Raw genomic sequence first — 16,113 nt, 5'->3', positions numbered from 1 at the left:
GGCGATCGCGGCGGTCGTGCGGTCGGTTCGCCGCGCGTTACATGTAGCCCAGGTCGCGGAGGCGCTCCATGAGGTCCTCCTTGTCCTGGGCGCGGCCGGCGCGTTCGGTGGTGTTCTCGAGGTCCTGGTGCCACGCGGGTTCCTCCTCGCTCTTCTCGGTGGAGACCTCCGAGCCGAGCGAGCGGAAGCCCGCGAAGTACTTCGGCGAGACCGGGATGTCGTCCTGCGTCAGGCCGTTGGGCAGGTCGTCGGCGTCGTCGGGGACGTAGCCGTCCTCCGGGAACCCCTCGACGGTGTCGGGCACGACGTAGTGCCAGAACGCGTCCCAGACCGCACGCTCGTCGAACTGCAGGATCGGCTGGATGCGGTCGTGGGGCGGATAGATGTCGGGGTCGTGACGCGGGCTGAAGAACGTCTCGTCGGCGCGGGCCTCCTGCTCGTCCCAGCGGACGCCGGAGACGATGCCGTCGATGTCGTACTCCTCGATGGCGTTGTTCAGCGGCACCGTCTTCAGCAGGTGGTTGCCGACGTACGTGTCGAGCAGGAACGGGAACGTGTCCTCCTCGTACTCGAGGATGTTCCGGATGTGGTGCCGGTTCTGTTCGTTGAGCGCCGAGATCTCGATGTCGTCGCCCGGCGTGAGGTCGTGTTCCTCGACGTACGCGCCCACGTCTTCGTTGCGCGCGAAGATCACGTCGAGGTCCCACTCGTCGGCCCAGCGCTCGACGAAGTCGATGAGTTCGTCGAAGTGCTGGTAGTGATCCAGGAACACCGCCGGCGGCATCTCGAGGTCGTGCCTCTCGGCGACCTCCTTCACGAAGTAGAGCGTGAGGGTGGAGTCCTTCCCGCCGGTCCACATGATCGCGGGGTTCTCGTACTCCTCGAGTCCCTGCCGCGTGACCTCGATGGCCTTCTCGATCTTGTGCTGTAGGCTCGGGTAGTCCTCCGGGGACTCGCCCTCGCCGTCCGTGTAGTCGACGTTCAGGTAATCGGGGAACTCGGTCATCGTCTAATTAGATGTAATTACGAATCATCAAAGGTCTTGTGTTCGATTCGCGGGCCGACCGACCGAGTCGGGCGGTTACCCGCCTCGCGCCGGTCCGATGCCGATCACTCGGGGGACTCGGGATCGTCGATCCAGCGGTAGCACCGGTAGTCGTCGCCGTCGTCGGTCAGCATCGACTCCGGAACGAATCCGGCGTCGCCCCGGGAGCCGACTCGTTCCCCCGAGCCGTCGTCGACGGCCATCGCCTTCGCCGAGAGGCGCAGCGTCACCGCCAGTTCGCCCTCGTCGGGGTCGAACGACGCCTCGACCGACTTCGGGCCCACGCCGAACGCGGTGTACCCCGCCTCGGTCTCGACCGCGAGGTCGTGGCTCGACAGCGCACCGGCGACGCCCTCGGCCGCCTCGCTCATCGCCTCCCGGTCGGCCTCCGCCGAGAGGTCGAACGAGCCGTCGTCGTCGATGCACCCCTCGTCGAACTCGAGGGTCGGGTACTGCAGGTCGGCTGCCGGCAGCGCGTGGTCGAGGTCGTCGCCCGCCGGGAGGTCATCCGGACTGTCCTCGTCGGTCATCGGCGTCCACCGTGGCGAACGCGGTCGACGGCGTGTTCGGTTCCGGGCGGGTCGCGGGCGATGCACATGGGGAGCGGGTCGGGTCCTCGGGGGGAGAAAGGTTCGGTTCCCGCTTGCGGCGCCGATAGGGGCTCCTCCGCGCGCCGCGTGGGGAGTCGCGAGGTTTATGCCGGCCACCTCGGGACACGAGTAACGATGGGTCGCAAGTCCGCGGACCGATTGCTCTCGCTCACGGCCGACGCCGACGAACGGCTGGCGTCGCTGCTTGGCTCACAGGGGCTCGACCCGACCGCCGCCGGCCTCCGCGTCGCTGTCGAACGCGGCGGGTGCGCGGGCCTCTCCTACCGGTTCGACCTGGTCGGATCGCCGGAGACGGACGATCTCGTCCGCGATCGTGACGGCGTGAACGTGTTCGTCGATCCGGCGGCGGTCGAGTACGTCGAGGGCGCCGAGATCGACCACACGCGGTCGGTCCACGGGACGGGATTCCGGATCGACAACCCGAACGCGAACCAGCAGTGTGGTTGCGGGCTCTCGTTTCGGTGATTACGGCCCGTGGAGACGGGTCTACGGAGTCTGGAGAAGCACTGCACAGCCGTTTCCGAGACGATTCTGCGAGTGAACTCAGTCCCCCAGCGAAACGTCGAGTTCTTCTACAGCGTCACTCCGAGATGAACTCGTTGTCCCGCCAGTTGACGCCGCCGTCCTCGCCGTTGCCCTGTCGGGGGTTCTCGACGACTTCGACGCTCGCGGGACGTTCCTCGCCTTCGACGATGCGGACCGCCTGCAGGTCGTCGTCTTTCTCCAGAACGGCGGTCAGCGTGCCCTTCTCTGAGAGCAGCGCCAGCTCGCGGAGCACGAGGAACATCGGGAACCGCAGCGCGCTGTTCTGGAGCACCGTCTCGCGGTCGCCCTTGAAGCAGGCGAACTCGACGAGTTCGGAGGGGATCTCCTCCTCTTCCTCCTCCGAGCCCCAGGTCGGGGCGGTCTTCGGCGGCTCCTCCTCGTAGACGCGGGTCTCCGAGACGCTCGCTTTGAGCTGAGCCGTCGGGGTGTACTTGCCGATGTCGGCGTCCTCCGCGACGGCTTTCAGGATCAGGGTGTTGTTCCGGCGGGTGAGTTCGACGTCGTCGAGTTCGGGCGGGAGATCCGGATCCTCCAGAAACTCTTCGAGGTCTTCGAGTGGCAGTTCGAGGGTCGAATGGAGTCGGAATACGCGACCAGTCATTTGTGGGTGTGGGATGGGATTGGTGTGGGAGTTCGGTGGGCGGCGAGTGGCGATAACCGTACGAGTACGCCGGTTCTAGGCCGTCTGTCCTTTTAGCTGTTGTTGCCCGTGGTTCAGGCGCTGGCGTGAACCGTCTCCGCGAGCTCGTCGCGCTCGTCGAGCTCCGCGAGGATGTCGCTGCCGCCGACGAACTCGCCGTCGACGTACGTCTGGGGGATCGTCTCCCAGTCGGACTTCTCCTCGAGCACGGACCGGTACTGCGGGAGCGCCGGCAGCACGTCGACGGTCTCGAACTCCGCGCGGTACTGCGAGATCAGCTGGACCGCGCGCTGGGAGTAGCCACACTGGGGCATCAGGCGGTTGCCCTTCATGAACAGGACGACTTCGTTCTCTTCGAGAACTTCCTCGACCCGCTCGCGGACTTCCTCCTCGGTAAGTTCGCTCTGGGAGCTCATGTCGGTACGAGGTAGGTGGCTTGTTCGGATAACGGTTGCGCCGCGGGGACGGTAGCCTTTAACCTCCGGCCCGTCAACCGTCGCACAACATGAGCGCGGCCGACTACGACCTCAGCGAAGACGAGCGGCAGGCCCTCGAGCTGATCCGCGAGAGCGGCGGCATCTACCAGAGCGACTTCTGGAAGGAGCTGGACATCTCCTCGCGAAAGGGCAGTCGGATCGCGGAGTCACTCGCCGAGCAGGAGCTGATCCAGCGCGAGGAAGCGGTGTACAACGGCCACAACACCTACCTGCTGAAACCGCGGACGCGCGACCTCGACTTCTCCCTGCTGATGGCCGGGGACATGCTCACTCCCTTCATCGGCGAGGAGGAGGTCGACGCCCAGTCCGACGCCTTCTCGCAGTGGTTGATGAACCTCGCCTACGAGGAGTACTGACCGATCACGGCTCGCGACCAGCCGAGACCCCCGCGTCTCGGCCGGAGAGCTTGTTGCCGTGATCGTGTTCTACCCAATCACGGCGAGCAACCTGCCGCACGCTCCGTCGTGGGGCCACGGAACCAACGCCGTAATCGTGTCTGCCCCACGACGGGGCGTCGACGACCGCACCGACTCACTCCTCGACGCGGTAGTACATCCCCCTCGAGGCGGGTGCCGTCCGTTCGAACCCCCACTGCTCGTAGAAGCCGTCCACGTCCGCCAGCAGGTTCACGTACGCCTTCGGCGGCGCGGTCCCGTCGATCCAGTCCATCAGCGCGTCCATCATCCGGCTTCCCAGCCCCTGTCCCTGGTGATCGGGGTGCACGACCATGTCGCAGACGTGGAACACCGACCCGCCGTCGCCCACGACCCGGGCCATTCCGACCGTCTCGCCCGTGCCGTCGACGACAGTCACGGCGTAGTCGCTGTTCGGGAGCCCCCGTTCGACGGCCTCGCGGGAGCGCTCGGACATCCCCGCGGCGTCCCGGAGTTCGAGAAACCGGTCGACCGTCGGCGGCGACTCGTGCAGTTCGTACGGCATCGAGAATCGAGTCGGACTACTCCCCGTCGGCTTCCTCGTCGTCCGTCGCGAGCAGGTCCTGTCTCGCCAGGTGCGTCTCGACCTCCTCGGGCGGCAGGTGGACGTACTCCCCGCTCTCGACGTCGATCGTCGCGAGGTCGACGCCGTGGGGGTCCATCTCCTCGTCGTCGTGGACCGTGAGCGCCGAGAGCGCGAGGTCGACGCCGTCCTCGAGGTTCATCCCCTCCTCGTACTCGGCCTCGAGGTGGTCGCGGATGTCGGCCCGGTTGGCGCCGACGGAGAGCGCGCGCCACTCGTAGGGCGTGCCGCTCGGGTCGCACTCGAACAGGCGCGGGCGGCCCTCGGTGACGCCGCCGACGATCAGCGAGACGCCGAACGGGCGGGCGCCGCCGTACTGCGTGTACTGCTGGATGAAGTCGGTCACCGTCTTCGCGAGCGTCTCGACGGCGATCGGTTCGCCGTAGCGCAGGTGGTTGGTCTGTGCCTCCCGCCGCGCCACGTCGATCAGCTTGCGCGCGTCGGCGACGTGGCCGGCGCTGGCGATGCCGATGTGGTCGTCGACCTTGTGGAGCTTCTCCACCGAGTCGGGTTCGATCATCTTCGAACGGCGGCGCTTGTCCGCCGCGAGCACGACGCCCTCCGGGGTTCGCACGCCGACGCTGGGCGTACCGCGTTTGACCGCCTCGCGAGCGTACTCGACCTGGTAGAGGCGCCCGTCGGGCGAGAAGATGGTGATACCGCGGTCGTAGGCCTGCTGTTGTTGTCCTTGCATGGTTACTCGGTGTCGTGGACGGTCGCGCCGACCCACCCCGTCTGGGCGTCGACGTCGACGGCGCCGTCCCGGCGTCGAGCCGGCCGATCGGCGCCGTCGAACGCGACCTCTCTCTGTGTCGAACTGGGGGCTGGATCGCCTAAATAGCTTTCCGAACAGGCGTCGACGCTGCCCGAGACGCCGGCGGTTCGCAGCCCCACGGGGTGGCCGTTCACCTCGTCGACGCAGGCGATCGCCGCGCGCGCGGCGTCGACCTCACCCCGGCGAACTCGCACGATCGCGCCGCCGCTCCCGCCCGCGACCTCGAACCGCATCAGTCGCAGGTCGGCGTCGGCACTGCCCGGGTCGCCCAGCAGGTTCTGGCCGGCGTACCAGAGCTCTCGCTGGAACGCTCGGCGCCCGATCCCGGCGTCGGGCCACGTCTCGATCGACACCGCGAGGTAGCGCCACCGCGGCTGGAGGTGTTTGGGGAGGTGCTTCATCGGTCGGCGACGAGCACCCCGTACTGGTCGCTCACGAGCGTCGCCGACGACACCGAGAAGCCCGCGTCGGTCAGCGTCTCGACCAGCACGCCGACCGTCGCTGGGTCGTCGACCTCGGGCGAGAACGCCTCCTCGCCCTCGGGGATTTCGCCCGAGAGCATCACGTCGCCGAGCACGAACCGCCGCGGGTCGAGGTCGGCGATGACCTCGATCGCCTCGCGCTTCTCGTCGTCCGCGAGGTGGTGCATCGCGAAGTTCGAGACCACCACGTCGACCGCGGCGTCGACGTTCGGCTCGCGGAACCGGCCCTCCCCGAACGCCACGTTCTCGTGGCCGGCCGCATCGGCCTTCCGGCGCGCCTCGGCGAGCATCCCCTCGCTGATGTCCCGGCCGATCACCCTCCCCGCGTCGGACGCGAGTGCGAGGGCGATCGCGCCCGTGCCGGTTCCGAGGTCGAGTACCGTCTCCTCGGGGCCGGGGTCGGCGGCGTCGATCACCATCGACGCGCAGGCGGCGTACTCGTCGCTGTCCTGCTGTTCGTCGTACTCCGCGGCGACCGCGGAGAACCGCTCGGCGTGTTCGTCGATGGATCGCTTCATTCGTCGTCCCTCCCACGTTGGACCCCCGGGGAGATGAACGACTCGGACAGTCGCTCCCGGTTGCGCGCGGCCAGTCGACCCCACTCCGCAAGCCCCTCGCGGACCGCGTCGGCGCCGAAGCCGATCTGTTCGCCCACGGCCGCGAGGTCGCGGGGCGCACGCAGGCGGAGGTGCGACGCCGCCGTCGCGCTCACGACGTACGGCGCGTCGAAGTAGTCGACCAGTTCCCGGAGCTTCCGGAGCTTCCGGAGCCGGCGGACCCGCGTGCCGCCGTCGTCGCGCAGCACGGCGCCGAGGTCGAACTCGATGCGCACGTCGTGGTCGACCGCCGCCTTCACGAGCACGTGGTTCACGTCGCCCTCGCCGTCGAAGGGACGTGCGAGCACGTCGACGCGGTCCTGCTCGACCGCGAAGCGGTTGAGCGCGTCCGTCCCGCCGCGGACCAGCACCACCGTGCACTCGCTCCGGTGGGTCCCGACGGCGCCGCTCGCGCCCTGTGGGTCCTCGGCGTCGATCTCGACGCCCCGGACCACGTCGACGCCGTAGCGATCCGCCAGCGTCCCGGGGTCGTACTCCGCCCCGCCCGTGCGGACGAGCACACCCTCGAAGCCGTACTCCGCGGCGGTCTTCACCTGGCGGCCGACCGTGGCGTCGCCCTCCGGATGGGCGTACACCGCCTCGTACGGGCCGAAATCCGCGTCACTCCCCGCGCTCCCTGCACCCCGGTCGCCGCTCGCGTCGTCGCTCACGGCTCGAACCCCTCCGGATCGTCGGCGGCGTCGGCGACGTTCACCGCGGCGACGTTCTCGGCCACGTCGTGGACGCGGACGATGTCGGCGCCGTTCGCCGCTGCCAGCGCCGAGGCCGCGACCGTGGAGTTCGGCGCGTCGCCGGCCGCCTCGCCCGTCAGTTCGAACATCGACTTGTGGGAGTGCCCGAACAGCAGCGGACAGCCCAGCGCGTCGAACTCACCCAGCCGGTCGAGCAGTTCGAACGACTCCCGCGCCGTCTTCCCGAAGCCGATCCCGGGGTCGATCACCACCTGCTCGCGGTCGACGCCGGCCTTCTCGGCGGCCAGCAGGCGCTCGCGGAGCTCCCGGATCGTCTCCTCGACCACGTCGTCGTAGTGGACCTCCGTCTCGGGGTCGACGGGGGCCTCGATCGAGTGCATCAGCACGACCGGGACGCCCGTCTCGGCGGCCACGCGGCGCATCTCCGGGTCCTGCAGCCCCGCCACGTCGTTGAGCACGCCGGCGCCGGCGTCGACGACCGCTCGAGCCACCTCGGGCCGGCGTGTATCGACCGAGACCGGCACTTCGAGGTCCGCGAGGCGCTCGACGACGGGGAGGACGCGATCGAGTTCCTCCTGGATCTCGACTGGGTCGGCGCCCGGCCGCGTGCTCTCGCCGCCCACGTCGATCAGGTCGGCGCCGGCGTCGACCATCGCCTCGGCGCGCGCGACGGCGTCCTCGACCCGCTCGTACTCGCCGCCGTCGTGGAACGAGTCCGGCGTGACGTTCAGCACGCCCATGACGGCCGTCCCGTCCTCGGGCCACGGTAGATCGCGCCGGGGCTCGTTGTGCTGGATCCCCAACTGCCGGCGGATCTCCGCGCCCAGTTCGGAGAGCCCCCAGGGCTGGCCCTGCAGTTTCTCAGCGAGGCGCTTGAACTGCGCCATCGTCCCGGAGAGCACCACGTCGTGGAGTTCGCCGCCGGACCGCAGCGCCGACGCCGAGCACTCGCCGTCCAGCGAGAGCATCTCCTGTTTGAGGTACTCGGCCTGGCGCTGCTGGACCCGGGTGTGGAGCACGCGGTGGTCGGCCTTCCCGCGCATCCGCCAGATGCCGGGCTCGGAGACCTGCGCGTTCCGCAGCACGGTCTCGGCGTCGTCGATGGAGTCCACCTGCTTGGGAACCTGGAGTCGCGTCCACGTCGCGCGCGCCTCGGCGACGGCGTACAGCGAGCCGGTCACGAGGATCGCGTCCCCGTCGGCGGCGTCCTCGCGGGCCAGCGAGAGCGCGTTCGCGACCGAGCCGGTCGATCGCACGTCGTCGTAGCCGGCGGTCTCGAACGTCCGCGCCAGCACTTCTGAGTCCTCCGCGCGGTCGGTGACGGGTTCGCAGGTCGTCACCGTCGCGCCGTCGGGCAACGCCGCCGCCATCCCGGCGGTGTCCTTGTCGTGCATCGCGGCGACGACGAGGTGGCAGTCGTCGTAGTCGAACGTCGAGAGCGTCTCGGTCACGGTCTCGCAGGCCTCGGGGTTGTGTGCGCCGTCGAGCACCGTCAACGGCGATCGCGCCATCACCTCGAACCGGCCGGGCCAGTCCGCCTTCGCGAGCCCGCGCTCAAGCGCGCCGCGGCCCACGTCGACGCCGAGTTCCGCGCCGGCCTGCCGCGCGAGGATGCAGGCGATCCCGGCGTTCATCGCCTGGTGCTCGCCGAGCAGGGGGAGCCGCGCGTCGACCGCCCAGCCGTCGCCGGCCACGCTGACCCCTGACTGCTGGTGGGTGACGCGGCCGTCGTAGGCCACCGTCACGTCCGGGTGCTCGTCCTCCGCCGTGGCTCCCTCCCCGCGCCAGTCGTCCTCGCCGACCGTGAGCACGCCGCTGGCGCCGACGCGATCAGCAACCTCCCGGACCGTCGAGAGCGCGGCGCCCTCGGTCCCGGTGACGAGCGGTCGGCCCTCGGGGGCGACGTGGGCCTTCGTCTCCGCGATCTCCTCGACCGTGTCGCCGAGGACGTTCGTGTGCTCCAGCGAGACGTTCGTGACCGCGCTCGCGATCGGATCGACCGCGGAGGTGGCGTCGAGTTCGCCGCCGAGGCCGACCTCGAGGACGGCCACGTCGACGCCGGCGCGCTCGAACCACCAGATCCCCAGCCCGGTGACGACCTCGAAGAAGGTCAGCGGCGCGCCGTCGACGGCGCGGTCGACCAGCCACGGTTTCGCCTCCTCGACGAACGCCGCGACCGCCGAGCGGGGCAGCTCCCGGCCGTCGACGCGGACGCGCTCGGTCAGGTGTTCGAGGTGGGGCGAGGTGTAGAGCCCGACCGAGCGGCCGGCCTCCCGCAGCGCCGACTCGACCATCCGCGCGGTGCTGCCCTTCCCGTTGGTGCCGGCGACTTGGACGTAGGCCGGGCCGTCGCCGGAACCCGGATCGACATCGACCGCCGCGAGCAAGTCCTGTACCGCCTCGACGCCGGGGTCCACGCCGAACCGCCGGAGGTCGAACAGGAAGTTCGCGGCCTCGTGGTAGTGCATGGGCGACGTTGTGTCCGGTGGGCGTTTGGCCGTTTCGGACGCGGGTCGCCAGCCACGCTGACCGCCTCCGGTCGCTTTATCGCCCCGCGCCCGAATCACCCACCCGTGTCAACCACCGACGACCCGCTCGCCTGGGCGCGGGAGTACACCCCCGTACTCCAGTCCCTCGGCGACGAACACGAGGACGAGGAACCGCTCGCCGGCTACACCATCGGCCTCGCGACCCACATGGAGGCCGTCTCGGGCTGTCTGGTCGAGGCGCTCAACCGGGCCGGCGCCGAGGTGCTGTTCACCGCCTCCGAGCCCCAGTCGACCCACGGCGACGTGGTCGAGTACCTCGACGACCAGCCCGGCATCACCGCCTACGTCTGGGAGGGGATGACCGACGAGGAGTTCGACGAGGCCCAGCACGAACTCCTCGAACGGGAGCCGGATTTCCTGCTCGACGACGGCTGCGAGCTCATCTCGAAGTGCCACGCCGACCACCCCGAGGTCGCCGAGAACGTCCTCGGCGGCGGCGAGCAGACCACCGCCGGGATCACCCGCGCGGAGGCGATGGACGAGGAGGGCGTGCTCGAGTTCCCCGTCTACGGCGTCAACGACACGCCGATGAAGCACTACTTCGACAACGTCCACGGCACCGGCGAGTCCGCGCTGGTGAACGTCTCCATCACGACCAACACCGTCATCACGGGCCAGAGGCTCGTCGTCGCCGGCTACGGCTACTGTGGCCGCGGCATCGCCCGCAAGGCCCGCGGCATGGGCGCCCAGACCGTCGTCACCGAGGTCGAACCGCGGAAGGCGCTTGAGGCGCACATGGACGGCCACCGCGTCATGTCGATGGACGAGGCCGCCGAGATCGGCGACGTCTTCATCACCAGCACGGGCACCCGGGACGTGATCCGACGGGAGCACTTCGAAAGGATGGGGGACGGCGCCCAACTCGCCAACGCCGGCCACTTCGACGTGGAGATCGACCTCGACGCGCTCGAGGGGTACGCTGAATCGGTCACCGAACCCAAGGAGGGGATCACCCGGTACACCACCCCCGACGGTCGCCACATCAACCTGCTCGCCGACGGGCGGCTCGTGAACCTCACCGGGCCGGCCAGCGAGGGCCACCCGGCGGAGATCATCGACACCACCCACGCGATGATGTTCGTGACCGCCTACGACCTGCTGACGCGCGACCACGGGCTCGGGCCGGGGCTGTACGCGATCCCGGACCGACTGGACCGGGACGTTGCCGAGCGAAAGCTCGACACGCTCGACATCGACATCGACGCCGTCACCGAGGCGCAGGAACAGTACGCCGAGGACTGGCGACACGAGGACAGCGCGTTCTGAGCGAGAGGGGGCGCCCTGTTCGGGCCGTTCTCAGAACGTCCCGACACCCATCGTCGACAGCGCGATCGACGCGACCGAGACGGCGACGGTGAACCCGACCGCGAGCCAGTCCCGGAACGCGAAGTCCGAGTCGCGGTAGAACGTTCGTTCGCTCCGGGTGTCGAACCCGCGGGCCTCGAGCGCCATCGACTGCGTCTCGATGTTCCGGAACGCGGTCATGAACACCGGGATCAGCAGCGGGATGAAGCTGCGGGCCCGCTCGATCGGGTTCCTCGAGGAGATCTCCAGCCCGCGGGCCTCCTGGGCCTGCCGGACCGTCCCCGCCGCGTCGAGGAACGTCGGGAACAGCCGGAGCGCGGTGCCGACCGCGAAACAGAACGCGTAGGGCAGTCCCAGCCCGCGCATCCCCCTGACGATCTCCTCGTTCGACGTGGTCGAGACGTACACCAGCCCGCCGAGGATGAACGACGTGATCCGCAGCGAGCGCCCGAGCGCGAACAGCGTCTGGCGCTCGGTCAGGTACAGCGGGCCCACGTCGACGACGACCGGGCCGCCGCGCTCGACGAACCCCGGCCAGACGACGAGGCCGACGACGAACAGCGCGACGATGATGAACCAGACCCGGCGGAGGTTCCGCAGCCCCTGGCCGATCCAGAGCCCGACCAGCGCCGCGACGAAGGGGATCGCGATGAACGCCGGCCGGCCGAACGTGTACGCCGGGACGGCCATCGCCACCAGGAGCGCCAGCTTCGCCCGCGGGTCGAGCCGGTGGAGGAAGCTGTCGGCGTCGACGTAGAGCGAGGTACTGCTCATCGGTCCGCACCCTCCGTCGCGGTCGACGCCCCGTCACCGACCGGCTCAGCGTCAGCCAGCGCGTCGGTCCCGCCGAGTGCCGTCGCGAGCTCCTCGGCGGTCAGCGCCGTCGGCTCGTCGCCCCGGACGGCGTTCGCACACGCCGCCGGATGCGGCGGCACGAGGTCGTACTCGGCGAGCGTCGCCTCGTCGCCGAACAGCTCCCGGGTCGGGAGGTCGTCGGCGACGGCGCCGTCCCGCATCACGACGGTCCGCGGGGCGTAGCGTGCGACGGTGCCCATGTCGTGGGTCACCATCACCACGGTCACCCCCTCCTCGCGGTTGAGTTCCGCGACGAGGTCCATGAACTGTCGCTGCTGGGTCGCGTCCAGCCCCGTCGTCGGCTCGTCGAAGACGATGACCTCGGGGTCGGTCGCCAGGATCCCCGCGAGGGCGACGCGCTGGCGCTGCCCCTTCGAGAACGCGAACGGGTCCGCGTCGTCGAGCCCGTCGAGCTCGACGGTCTCGAGCGCGCGATCGACCCGCCGCTCCAGTTCCTCGCCCGTCAGCCCGAAGTTCTTCGGGCCGAATGCCACCTCCTCCCTGACGGTCTCTGCGAAGATCTGGTGGTCGGGGTTCTGGAAGACGAAGCCGACCTCGCGGCCGATCTCGCCCATCCCGTACTCGGGGACGGGTCGGCCCCGATAGCTGACCGACCCGTCGTCGGCCTCGTGGAGTCCGTTGAAGTGTTTTGCCAGCGTGGTCTTGCCGCTGCCGTTGTGGCCGACCAGCGCCACCACTTCGCCCTCGCGAACCGTCAGGTCGACGCCGTCGACGGCGGTCACCGGACCGCGGTCGGTGTCGTAGGCGAACGTCACGTCGGAGAGTTCGAACAGCAGGTCGCCCGGCTCCGCGCCGGTGCCGCCCGGCGCGACGCCCGGCTCGGCGGGCGCTTCGTACTCCGCGTCGGCTGCCGCGACCCGGTCGCGGGCTTCCTCGGGCAGGAGCGGGAGGTCGTCCTCGGGCCAGCCGAGTTCGTCGAACGCCTCGACGAGCGGTGGGACGGCGACCCGGGCGGCCGTGAGCGCGTCGGTGTCGGTGAACACCTCCCGAACCGTCCCCGAGCGGAACGGGCGGCCGTCCTTCAGCAGCACTGCGTGGTCCGCGAGCAGCGCTTCCTCGATCTTGTGGGTCACCATCGCGATCGTGTCCGGCCCCGACCAGTCGCCGCCGGCCGCGTCGCCGGCCGAGAGCGTGTTCACCACGTCGACGATGTCGCGGGTCCCCCTAGGGTCGAGGTCGCTCGTCGGCTCGTCGAGCACGAGCAGTTCCGGGTGGGTCGCCGCGACGCCCGCGAACACCAACCGCTGTTTCTGGCCGCCCGAGAGGCCGGACGGCTCCCGGTGGGGTTCGAGGTCGTCGAGTCCCACGAGGTCGAGCGACTGCTCGATGCGGGGCTCGATCTCCTCGGCTGGCACCGCGAGGTTCTCGGGGCCGAAGGCGACCTCGGCCTCGACGCTGGTGCCGAACAGCTGTGACTCGTAGTCCTGGAGCACCATCCCCACGTCGCGGGCCATCTCGCTGACCCGCGTCTCGGTCGCGTCGACGCCGAGCACGTCAACCTCGCCCCGGAACGAGCCGTCGATGAAGTCCGGGATGATGGCGTTGAACGTGCGAAGTAACGTCGACTTGCCGCCCCCCGAGGCCCCCATCACGACGGTGAAGGAGTCGGCCGGCACCGACACGTCGACACCCCGGAGGACCGGCCCTTCCCGCTCGTCCGGGTCGGCCTCCCCGGTCAACTCCTCTGGCTCGGGAAGCGTCGCGTTGCGGACGTAGGAGAACACCACGTCCCGGAGGCGGACGGCGACGTCCTCGCTGTCACTCATCGGATGGACACGCGTGTCGGCCGCCGAAAGCCGTTTCCCTTCTCACGCGTCCCGGACGACGGCCGAGAAGTTCTCGCCCGCGACGTACGCCGCGGCTGCGGTGACGAGGAAGCCGACGGCACCCAGCCCGATCTGTGCGGTGGAACCGGGCGCGCCGCCGAGGACGAACACCGCGATACCGATCCAGACGAGCGGGACCACGAGGATCGCCCACGCGCCCGCCGAGTTGGCTCTATCCGGGAGGTCCTCGTTCCGGAGCACGTCGGGGTAGAGCAGTCCCATCTCCTTGACACGCGGGTACGCGAGGTAGAACAGCGGCGGGCCGAGGACGATGGCCGACACCGCGTTGTTCGTGAGGATGATCGGCCCCAGCACCGAGAACGGGACGAGCTCCAGCGCGTCGACGACCCAGGCGATGATCGCCGCACACGCCGCGGCGGCGGCGACGGCGACGGCGACGTACTCGATCAGCTGTCGGAGCCGCTGGTCGCGGAAGTCCGGCTCCTCGCCGCTGGAGAGCGGGCCGAGGTTCCCCCAGAGCTTGTAGCCGACCAGCCCGAAGAAGAAGTTCCCGACGAACCCGCCGACGCTGCCGGGACCGAACGTCCCCCCGAACACGTCGCCGATGAGGTTCCCGATCGCCGACCCCCACGCGGCGGCCGGGCCGAACGCGATCCCGAAGAACACGGGGAGGACGTTCGCCGGGCGAATGCTCGTCAGTCCCGGGAGGATGGTGAACAGCTTGAACGGTATCAGAAGCGCCGCGTACACCGCCGCGACGACGGCCACCAGCATTACCATCCGCGTGTCGCGCCACATCGTGAGTAGTTCTCGCATGGAACGGGTGGAAGGCTTGCACAGAAGGGCATAAATCCTCCGTCACCCGGCGAGAGCTATCCACGAACGTGGAAACCAGTCGAAAACGGTGTCGCAGCCCCTCAGTCGTGACGGAACGCGCGCTGCCCGGTCAGCACCATCGCCAGCCCCAGCTCGTCGGCGGCCTCGATCACGTCGTCGTCGTTCACGGAGCCGCCGGGCTGGATCACCGCCTCGACGCCGGCGTCGGCGGCCGCCTCGACGGCGTCCGGGAACGGGAAGAACGCGTCCGAGGCGACGACGGCGCCCTCGGCGGACTTCCCGTCGGCGTCCTTCTCGGCCTTCATCGCCGCCAGTTCGACGGCGTCGACGCGGGAGACCTGCCCCATCCCGACACCGACGGTTTCAGTGCCGTCGGCGATCAGGATACCGTTGGACTTGACGTGTTTGAGCACCTTCCAGGCGAACAGCATCGTCTCGAGCTGTTCCTCGGTGGGTTCGCGCTCGGTGGCGACCTCCAGATCCTCGCGGGTGATCGTGGAGCGGTCGCGCTCCTGCACGAGCCGGCCGCCCACGAGCGCCTTCTCCGTGAAGCGCTCCGTGCGGTCCGCGGGGCCGAGCGTGTTGTCCTCGGTTCGGTCGCCCACGTCGAGCACGCGGAGGTTGTCCTTCCCGGTGAGCACGTCCAGCGCGTCGTCGGTGTAGCCGGGCGCCACGACGACCTCCTTGAACGAGTCGACGATCTCCCCGGCGGTCTCGGCGTCGCACTCGCGGTTGAGCGCGACGATGCCGCCGAAGGCGGACTTGGCGTCGGTCGCGAGCGCGTCGCGGTAGGCGTCCGCCAGCGTGTCGGCGGTCGCACAGCCGGCCGGGTTGGTGTGCTTGATGACCGCCGCCGCCGGCGCCTCGAACTCCTTGATCAGGTTCAGCGCGCCGTCGGCGTCGTTGTAGTTGTTGTACGACAGCGCCTTCGCGCCCTCGTTCAACTGGGGCGCGTGGACCACACTGGGCTCCTCGCTCGCGTCGCTGGCGTAGACCGCGGCGTCCTGGTGGGGGTTCTCCCCGTAGCGCAGGTCGTCCTCGCGGCGGTTCGAGACGGTCCGGCGCGCGGGCAGGTCGCCGCGAACGTCGGTCGCGAGGTCGACGCCGACCGGGCGCCCCTGGTCGTCACGTTCGACCTCGACGGCGCCCTCGGCGAACCACCGGACTGCGCGTGGGTAGGCCTCGAACTCCGCCTCGTGGAGCACGCGCTCCTTCAGCGAGGCCTCGTCGTCGTCCTCGAACACCGGGACGGTCTCCTGGGTGACGATCGGCCCGTCGTCGACGGCCTCGGTGGCGATGTGGACCGTCGCTCCCGTCGTCCGGACGTTCGCGTCGAGGACCTGCGCGTGGGCGTCGGCGCCGGGGAACGCCGGTAGGATCGACGGGTGGACGTTGAGCACAGTGTCCACGCTGTCCAGAAATTCCGGACTCAGGACCCGCATGAACCCGTCCAGACAGACCACGTCGAACTCGTGCTCGCCGAGCGCGTCGAGGAGCCGTTCCTCGTGGGACTCGCGTGACTCGTCGTCCCCGCGCTCGACACCGACGCTCGGGATCCCGCGTTCCGCGGCGTCGTCGAGCACCGGCGCGTCCTCGCCGTTCGCGACGACGACCGAGAGCTCGGCGCCGCCGGGCGAAATGTTCGCAATGTGCAGAAGGTTTCGGCCGCGGTTGCCCGCGATACCGGCGATCTTCATGGTCGAGTTCCCGGGCGAACGGACAAAGAGCGTTGCGGTCGGGACCCGGCCGATAGGCACGTTCGAGGATAGATCGAGGGGAGAACGGGGCATATCTCGACGAACGTATACACGTGGATGCCTCACGGGCGCCGCGGCTC

Annotated in this window: 17 protein-coding genes; 3 read left to right on the top strand and 14 right to left on the bottom strand. The window is 69.6% G+C overall.

Translation table 11 applies throughout. The annotated features are described in order from the left end of the window. Positions 1-37: 37 nt before the first annotated feature. Both BMZ83_RS03075 and BMZ83_RS03070 read right to left on the bottom strand, forming a co-directional pair. Entirely contained in the window at positions 38-1,006 is a 969-nt protein-coding gene (locus BMZ83_RS03075; protein ID WP_074875513.1) for a phosphoadenosine phosphosulfate reductase family protein, read from the bottom strand. 104 nt (positions 1,007-1,110) lie between these two features. After that, the gene (locus tag BMZ83_RS03070) at positions 1,111-1,575 is read right to left on the bottom strand and encodes a hypothetical protein (protein ID WP_074875510.1); all 465 of its coding nucleotides are present in this window, start codon (positions 1,573-1,575) and stop codon (positions 1,111-1,113) included. 195 nt (positions 1,576-1,770) lie between these two features. Between BMZ83_RS03070 and BMZ83_RS03065 the strand changes: the two genes are divergently transcribed. Next, on the top strand, positions 1,771-2,121 hold the full coding sequence (locus BMZ83_RS03065) for a HesB/IscA family protein (protein ID WP_074875508.1): 351 nt from the start codon (positions 1,771-1,773) through the stop codon (positions 2,119-2,121). Positions 2,122-2,236: 115 nt separating this feature from the next. On the opposite strand, the gene BMZ83_RS03060 is transcribed toward BMZ83_RS03065, so the two are convergent. Beyond that, complete coding sequence (locus tag BMZ83_RS03060; protein WP_074875506.1) at positions 2,237-2,803, bottom strand: DUF7110 family protein; 567 nt, start codon at positions 2,801-2,803, stop codon at positions 2,237-2,239. A gap of 113 nt (positions 2,804-2,916) precedes the next feature. Further along, complete coding sequence (locus BMZ83_RS03055) at positions 2,917-3,258, bottom strand: glutaredoxin family protein (protein ID WP_074875504.1); 342 nt, start codon at positions 3,256-3,258, stop codon at positions 2,917-2,919. Positions 3,259-3,347: 89 nt separating this feature from the next. Between BMZ83_RS03055 and BMZ83_RS03050 the strand changes: the two genes are divergently transcribed. Continuing rightward, positions 3,348-3,695: a helix-turn-helix transcriptional regulator gene (locus BMZ83_RS03050; RefSeq protein ID WP_074875502.1), complete on the top strand. Its 348-nt coding sequence runs from the start codon at positions 3,348-3,350 to the stop codon at positions 3,693-3,695. Between the two features lie 175 nt (positions 3,696-3,870). On the opposite strand, the gene BMZ83_RS03045 is transcribed toward BMZ83_RS03050, so the two are convergent. From BMZ83_RS03045 to folP, 6 genes are all read right to left on the bottom strand, one after another. Next, positions 3,871-4,278: a GNAT family N-acetyltransferase gene (locus tag BMZ83_RS03045; protein ID WP_074875500.1), complete on the bottom strand. Its 408-nt coding sequence runs from the start codon at positions 4,276-4,278 to the stop codon at positions 3,871-3,873. A gap of 16 nt (positions 4,279-4,294) precedes the next feature. Continuing rightward, positions 4,295-5,050, bottom strand: a complete 756-nt coding sequence (psmA, locus tag BMZ83_RS03040) for an archaeal proteasome endopeptidase complex subunit alpha (RefSeq protein ID WP_074875498.1) — start codon at positions 5,048-5,050, stop codon at positions 4,295-4,297. A gap of 2 nt (positions 5,051-5,052) precedes the next feature. Then, positions 5,053-5,532, bottom strand: coding sequence for an Rpp14/Pop5 family protein (locus tag BMZ83_RS03035; RefSeq protein ID WP_074875497.1), 480 nt, complete (start codon positions 5,530-5,532; stop codon positions 5,053-5,055). Continuing rightward, a complete protein-coding gene (locus tag BMZ83_RS03030; protein ID WP_074875495.1) occupies positions 5,529-6,131 on the bottom strand; it encodes a class I SAM-dependent methyltransferase in 603 nt (200 codons plus the stop codon). The genes BMZ83_RS03035 and BMZ83_RS03030 overlap by 4 nt, the downstream gene beginning before the upstream one ends. Further along, the gene (locus BMZ83_RS03025) at positions 6,128-6,805 is read right to left on the bottom strand and encodes an RNase P subunit p30 family protein (RefSeq protein ID WP_074876142.1); all 678 of its coding nucleotides are present in this window, start codon (positions 6,803-6,805) and stop codon (positions 6,128-6,130) included. Before BMZ83_RS03025 ends, BMZ83_RS03030 begins: the two co-directional genes overlap by 4 nt. A gap of 71 nt (positions 6,806-6,876) precedes the next feature. Beyond that, positions 6,877-9,390 carry a dihydropteroate synthase gene (gene folP, locus BMZ83_RS03020; protein WP_074875493.1) on the bottom strand — a complete coding sequence of 838 codons (2,514 nt, stop codon included), beginning with the start codon at positions 9,388-9,390 and terminating at the stop codon, positions 6,877-6,879. A gap of 105 nt (positions 9,391-9,495) precedes the next feature. Here folP and BMZ83_RS03015 point away from each other — a divergent pair, with 105 nt between their 5' ends. Then, positions 9,496-10,737, top strand: coding sequence for an adenosylhomocysteinase (locus tag BMZ83_RS03015; RefSeq protein WP_074875491.1), 1,242 nt, complete (start codon positions 9,496-9,498; stop codon positions 10,735-10,737). A 30-nt stretch (positions 10,738-10,767) separates the two neighbouring features. Here the strand turns inward: BMZ83_RS03015 and BMZ83_RS03010 are convergent, their stop codons facing one another. The 4 genes from BMZ83_RS03010 to purH form a co-directional block, all read right to left on the bottom strand. Further along, entirely contained in the window at positions 10,768-11,550 is a 783-nt protein-coding gene (locus BMZ83_RS03010) for an energy-coupling factor transporter transmembrane component T family protein (protein ID WP_074875489.1), read from the bottom strand. Continuing rightward, a complete protein-coding gene (locus BMZ83_RS03005) occupies positions 11,547-13,418 on the bottom strand; it encodes an ABC transporter ATP-binding protein (protein WP_079990096.1) in 1,872 nt (623 codons plus the stop codon). Before BMZ83_RS03005 ends, BMZ83_RS03010 begins: the two co-directional genes overlap by 4 nt. Positions 13,419-13,460: 42 nt before the next feature. Further along, positions 13,461-14,255, bottom strand: coding sequence for a QueT transporter family protein (locus BMZ83_RS03000; protein WP_206674342.1), 795 nt, complete (start codon positions 14,253-14,255; stop codon positions 13,461-13,463). A 101-nt stretch (positions 14,256-14,356) separates the two neighbouring features. Continuing rightward, entirely contained in the window at positions 14,357-15,973 is a 1,617-nt protein-coding gene (gene purH, locus BMZ83_RS02995; protein ID WP_074875487.1) for a bifunctional phosphoribosylaminoimidazolecarboxamide formyltransferase/IMP cyclohydrolase, read from the bottom strand. Positions 15,974-16,113: the final 140 nt, after the last annotated feature.

The sequence above is a fragment of the Halolamina pelagica genome, from assembly GCF_900115675.1.
In the GTDB taxonomy this organism is placed as follows: Archaea; Halobacteriota; Halobacteria; order Halobacteriales; family Haloferacaceae; genus Halolamina; species Halolamina pelagica.
This window is presented reverse-complemented; position numbering and strand designations above follow the sequence as displayed.

Excerpts from the sequence above, each read along its gene's own strand:
- BMZ83_RS03075 (WP_074875513.1), bottom strand. The coding sequence starts at position 1,006 with ATGACCGAGTTCCCCGATTACCTGAACGTCGACTACACGGACGGCGAG.
- BMZ83_RS03070 (WP_074875510.1), bottom strand. The coding sequence starts at position 1,575 with ATGACCGACGAGGACAGTCCGGATGACCTCCCGGCGGGCGACGACCTC.
- BMZ83_RS03065 (WP_074875508.1), top strand. The coding sequence starts at position 1,771 with ATGGGTCGCAAGTCCGCGGACCGATTGCTCTCGCTCACGGCCGACGCC.
- BMZ83_RS03060 (WP_074875506.1), bottom strand. The coding sequence starts at position 2,803 with ATGACTGGTCGCGTATTCCGACTCCATTCGACCCTCGAACTGCCACTC.
- BMZ83_RS03055 (WP_074875504.1), bottom strand. The coding sequence starts at position 3,258 with ATGAGCTCCCAGAGCGAACTTACCGAGGAGGAAGTCCGCGAGCGGGTC.
- BMZ83_RS03050 (WP_074875502.1), top strand. The coding sequence starts at position 3,348 with ATGAGCGCGGCCGACTACGACCTCAGCGAAGACGAGCGGCAGGCCCTC.
- BMZ83_RS03045 (WP_074875500.1), bottom strand. The coding sequence starts at position 4,278 with ATGCCGTACGAACTGCACGAGTCGCCGCCGACGGTCGACCGGTTTCTC.
- psmA (WP_074875498.1), bottom strand. The coding sequence starts at position 5,050 with ATGCAAGGACAACAACAGCAGGCCTACGACCGCGGTATCACCATCTTC.
- BMZ83_RS03035 (WP_074875497.1), bottom strand. The coding sequence starts at position 5,532 with ATGAAGCACCTCCCCAAACACCTCCAGCCGCGGTGGCGCTACCTCGCG.
- BMZ83_RS03030 (WP_074875495.1), bottom strand. The coding sequence starts at position 6,131 with ATGAAGCGATCCATCGACGAACACGCCGAGCGGTTCTCCGCGGTCGCC.
- folP (WP_074875493.1), bottom strand. The coding sequence starts at position 9,390 with ATGCACTACCACGAGGCCGCGAACTTCCTGTTCGACCTCCGGCGGTTC.
- BMZ83_RS03010 (WP_074875489.1), bottom strand. The coding sequence starts at position 11,550 with ATGAGCAGTACCTCGCTCTACGTCGACGCCGACAGCTTCCTCCACCGG.
- BMZ83_RS03005 (WP_079990096.1), bottom strand. The coding sequence starts at position 13,418 with ATGAGTGACAGCGAGGACGTCGCCGTCCGCCTCCGGGACGTGGTGTTC.
- BMZ83_RS03000 (WP_206674342.1), bottom strand. The coding sequence starts at position 14,255 with ATGCGAGAACTACTCACGATGTGGCGCGACACGCGGATGGTAATGCTG.
- purH (WP_074875487.1), bottom strand. The coding sequence starts at position 15,973 with ATGAAGATCGCCGGTATCGCGGGCAACCGCGGCCGAAACCTTCTGCAC.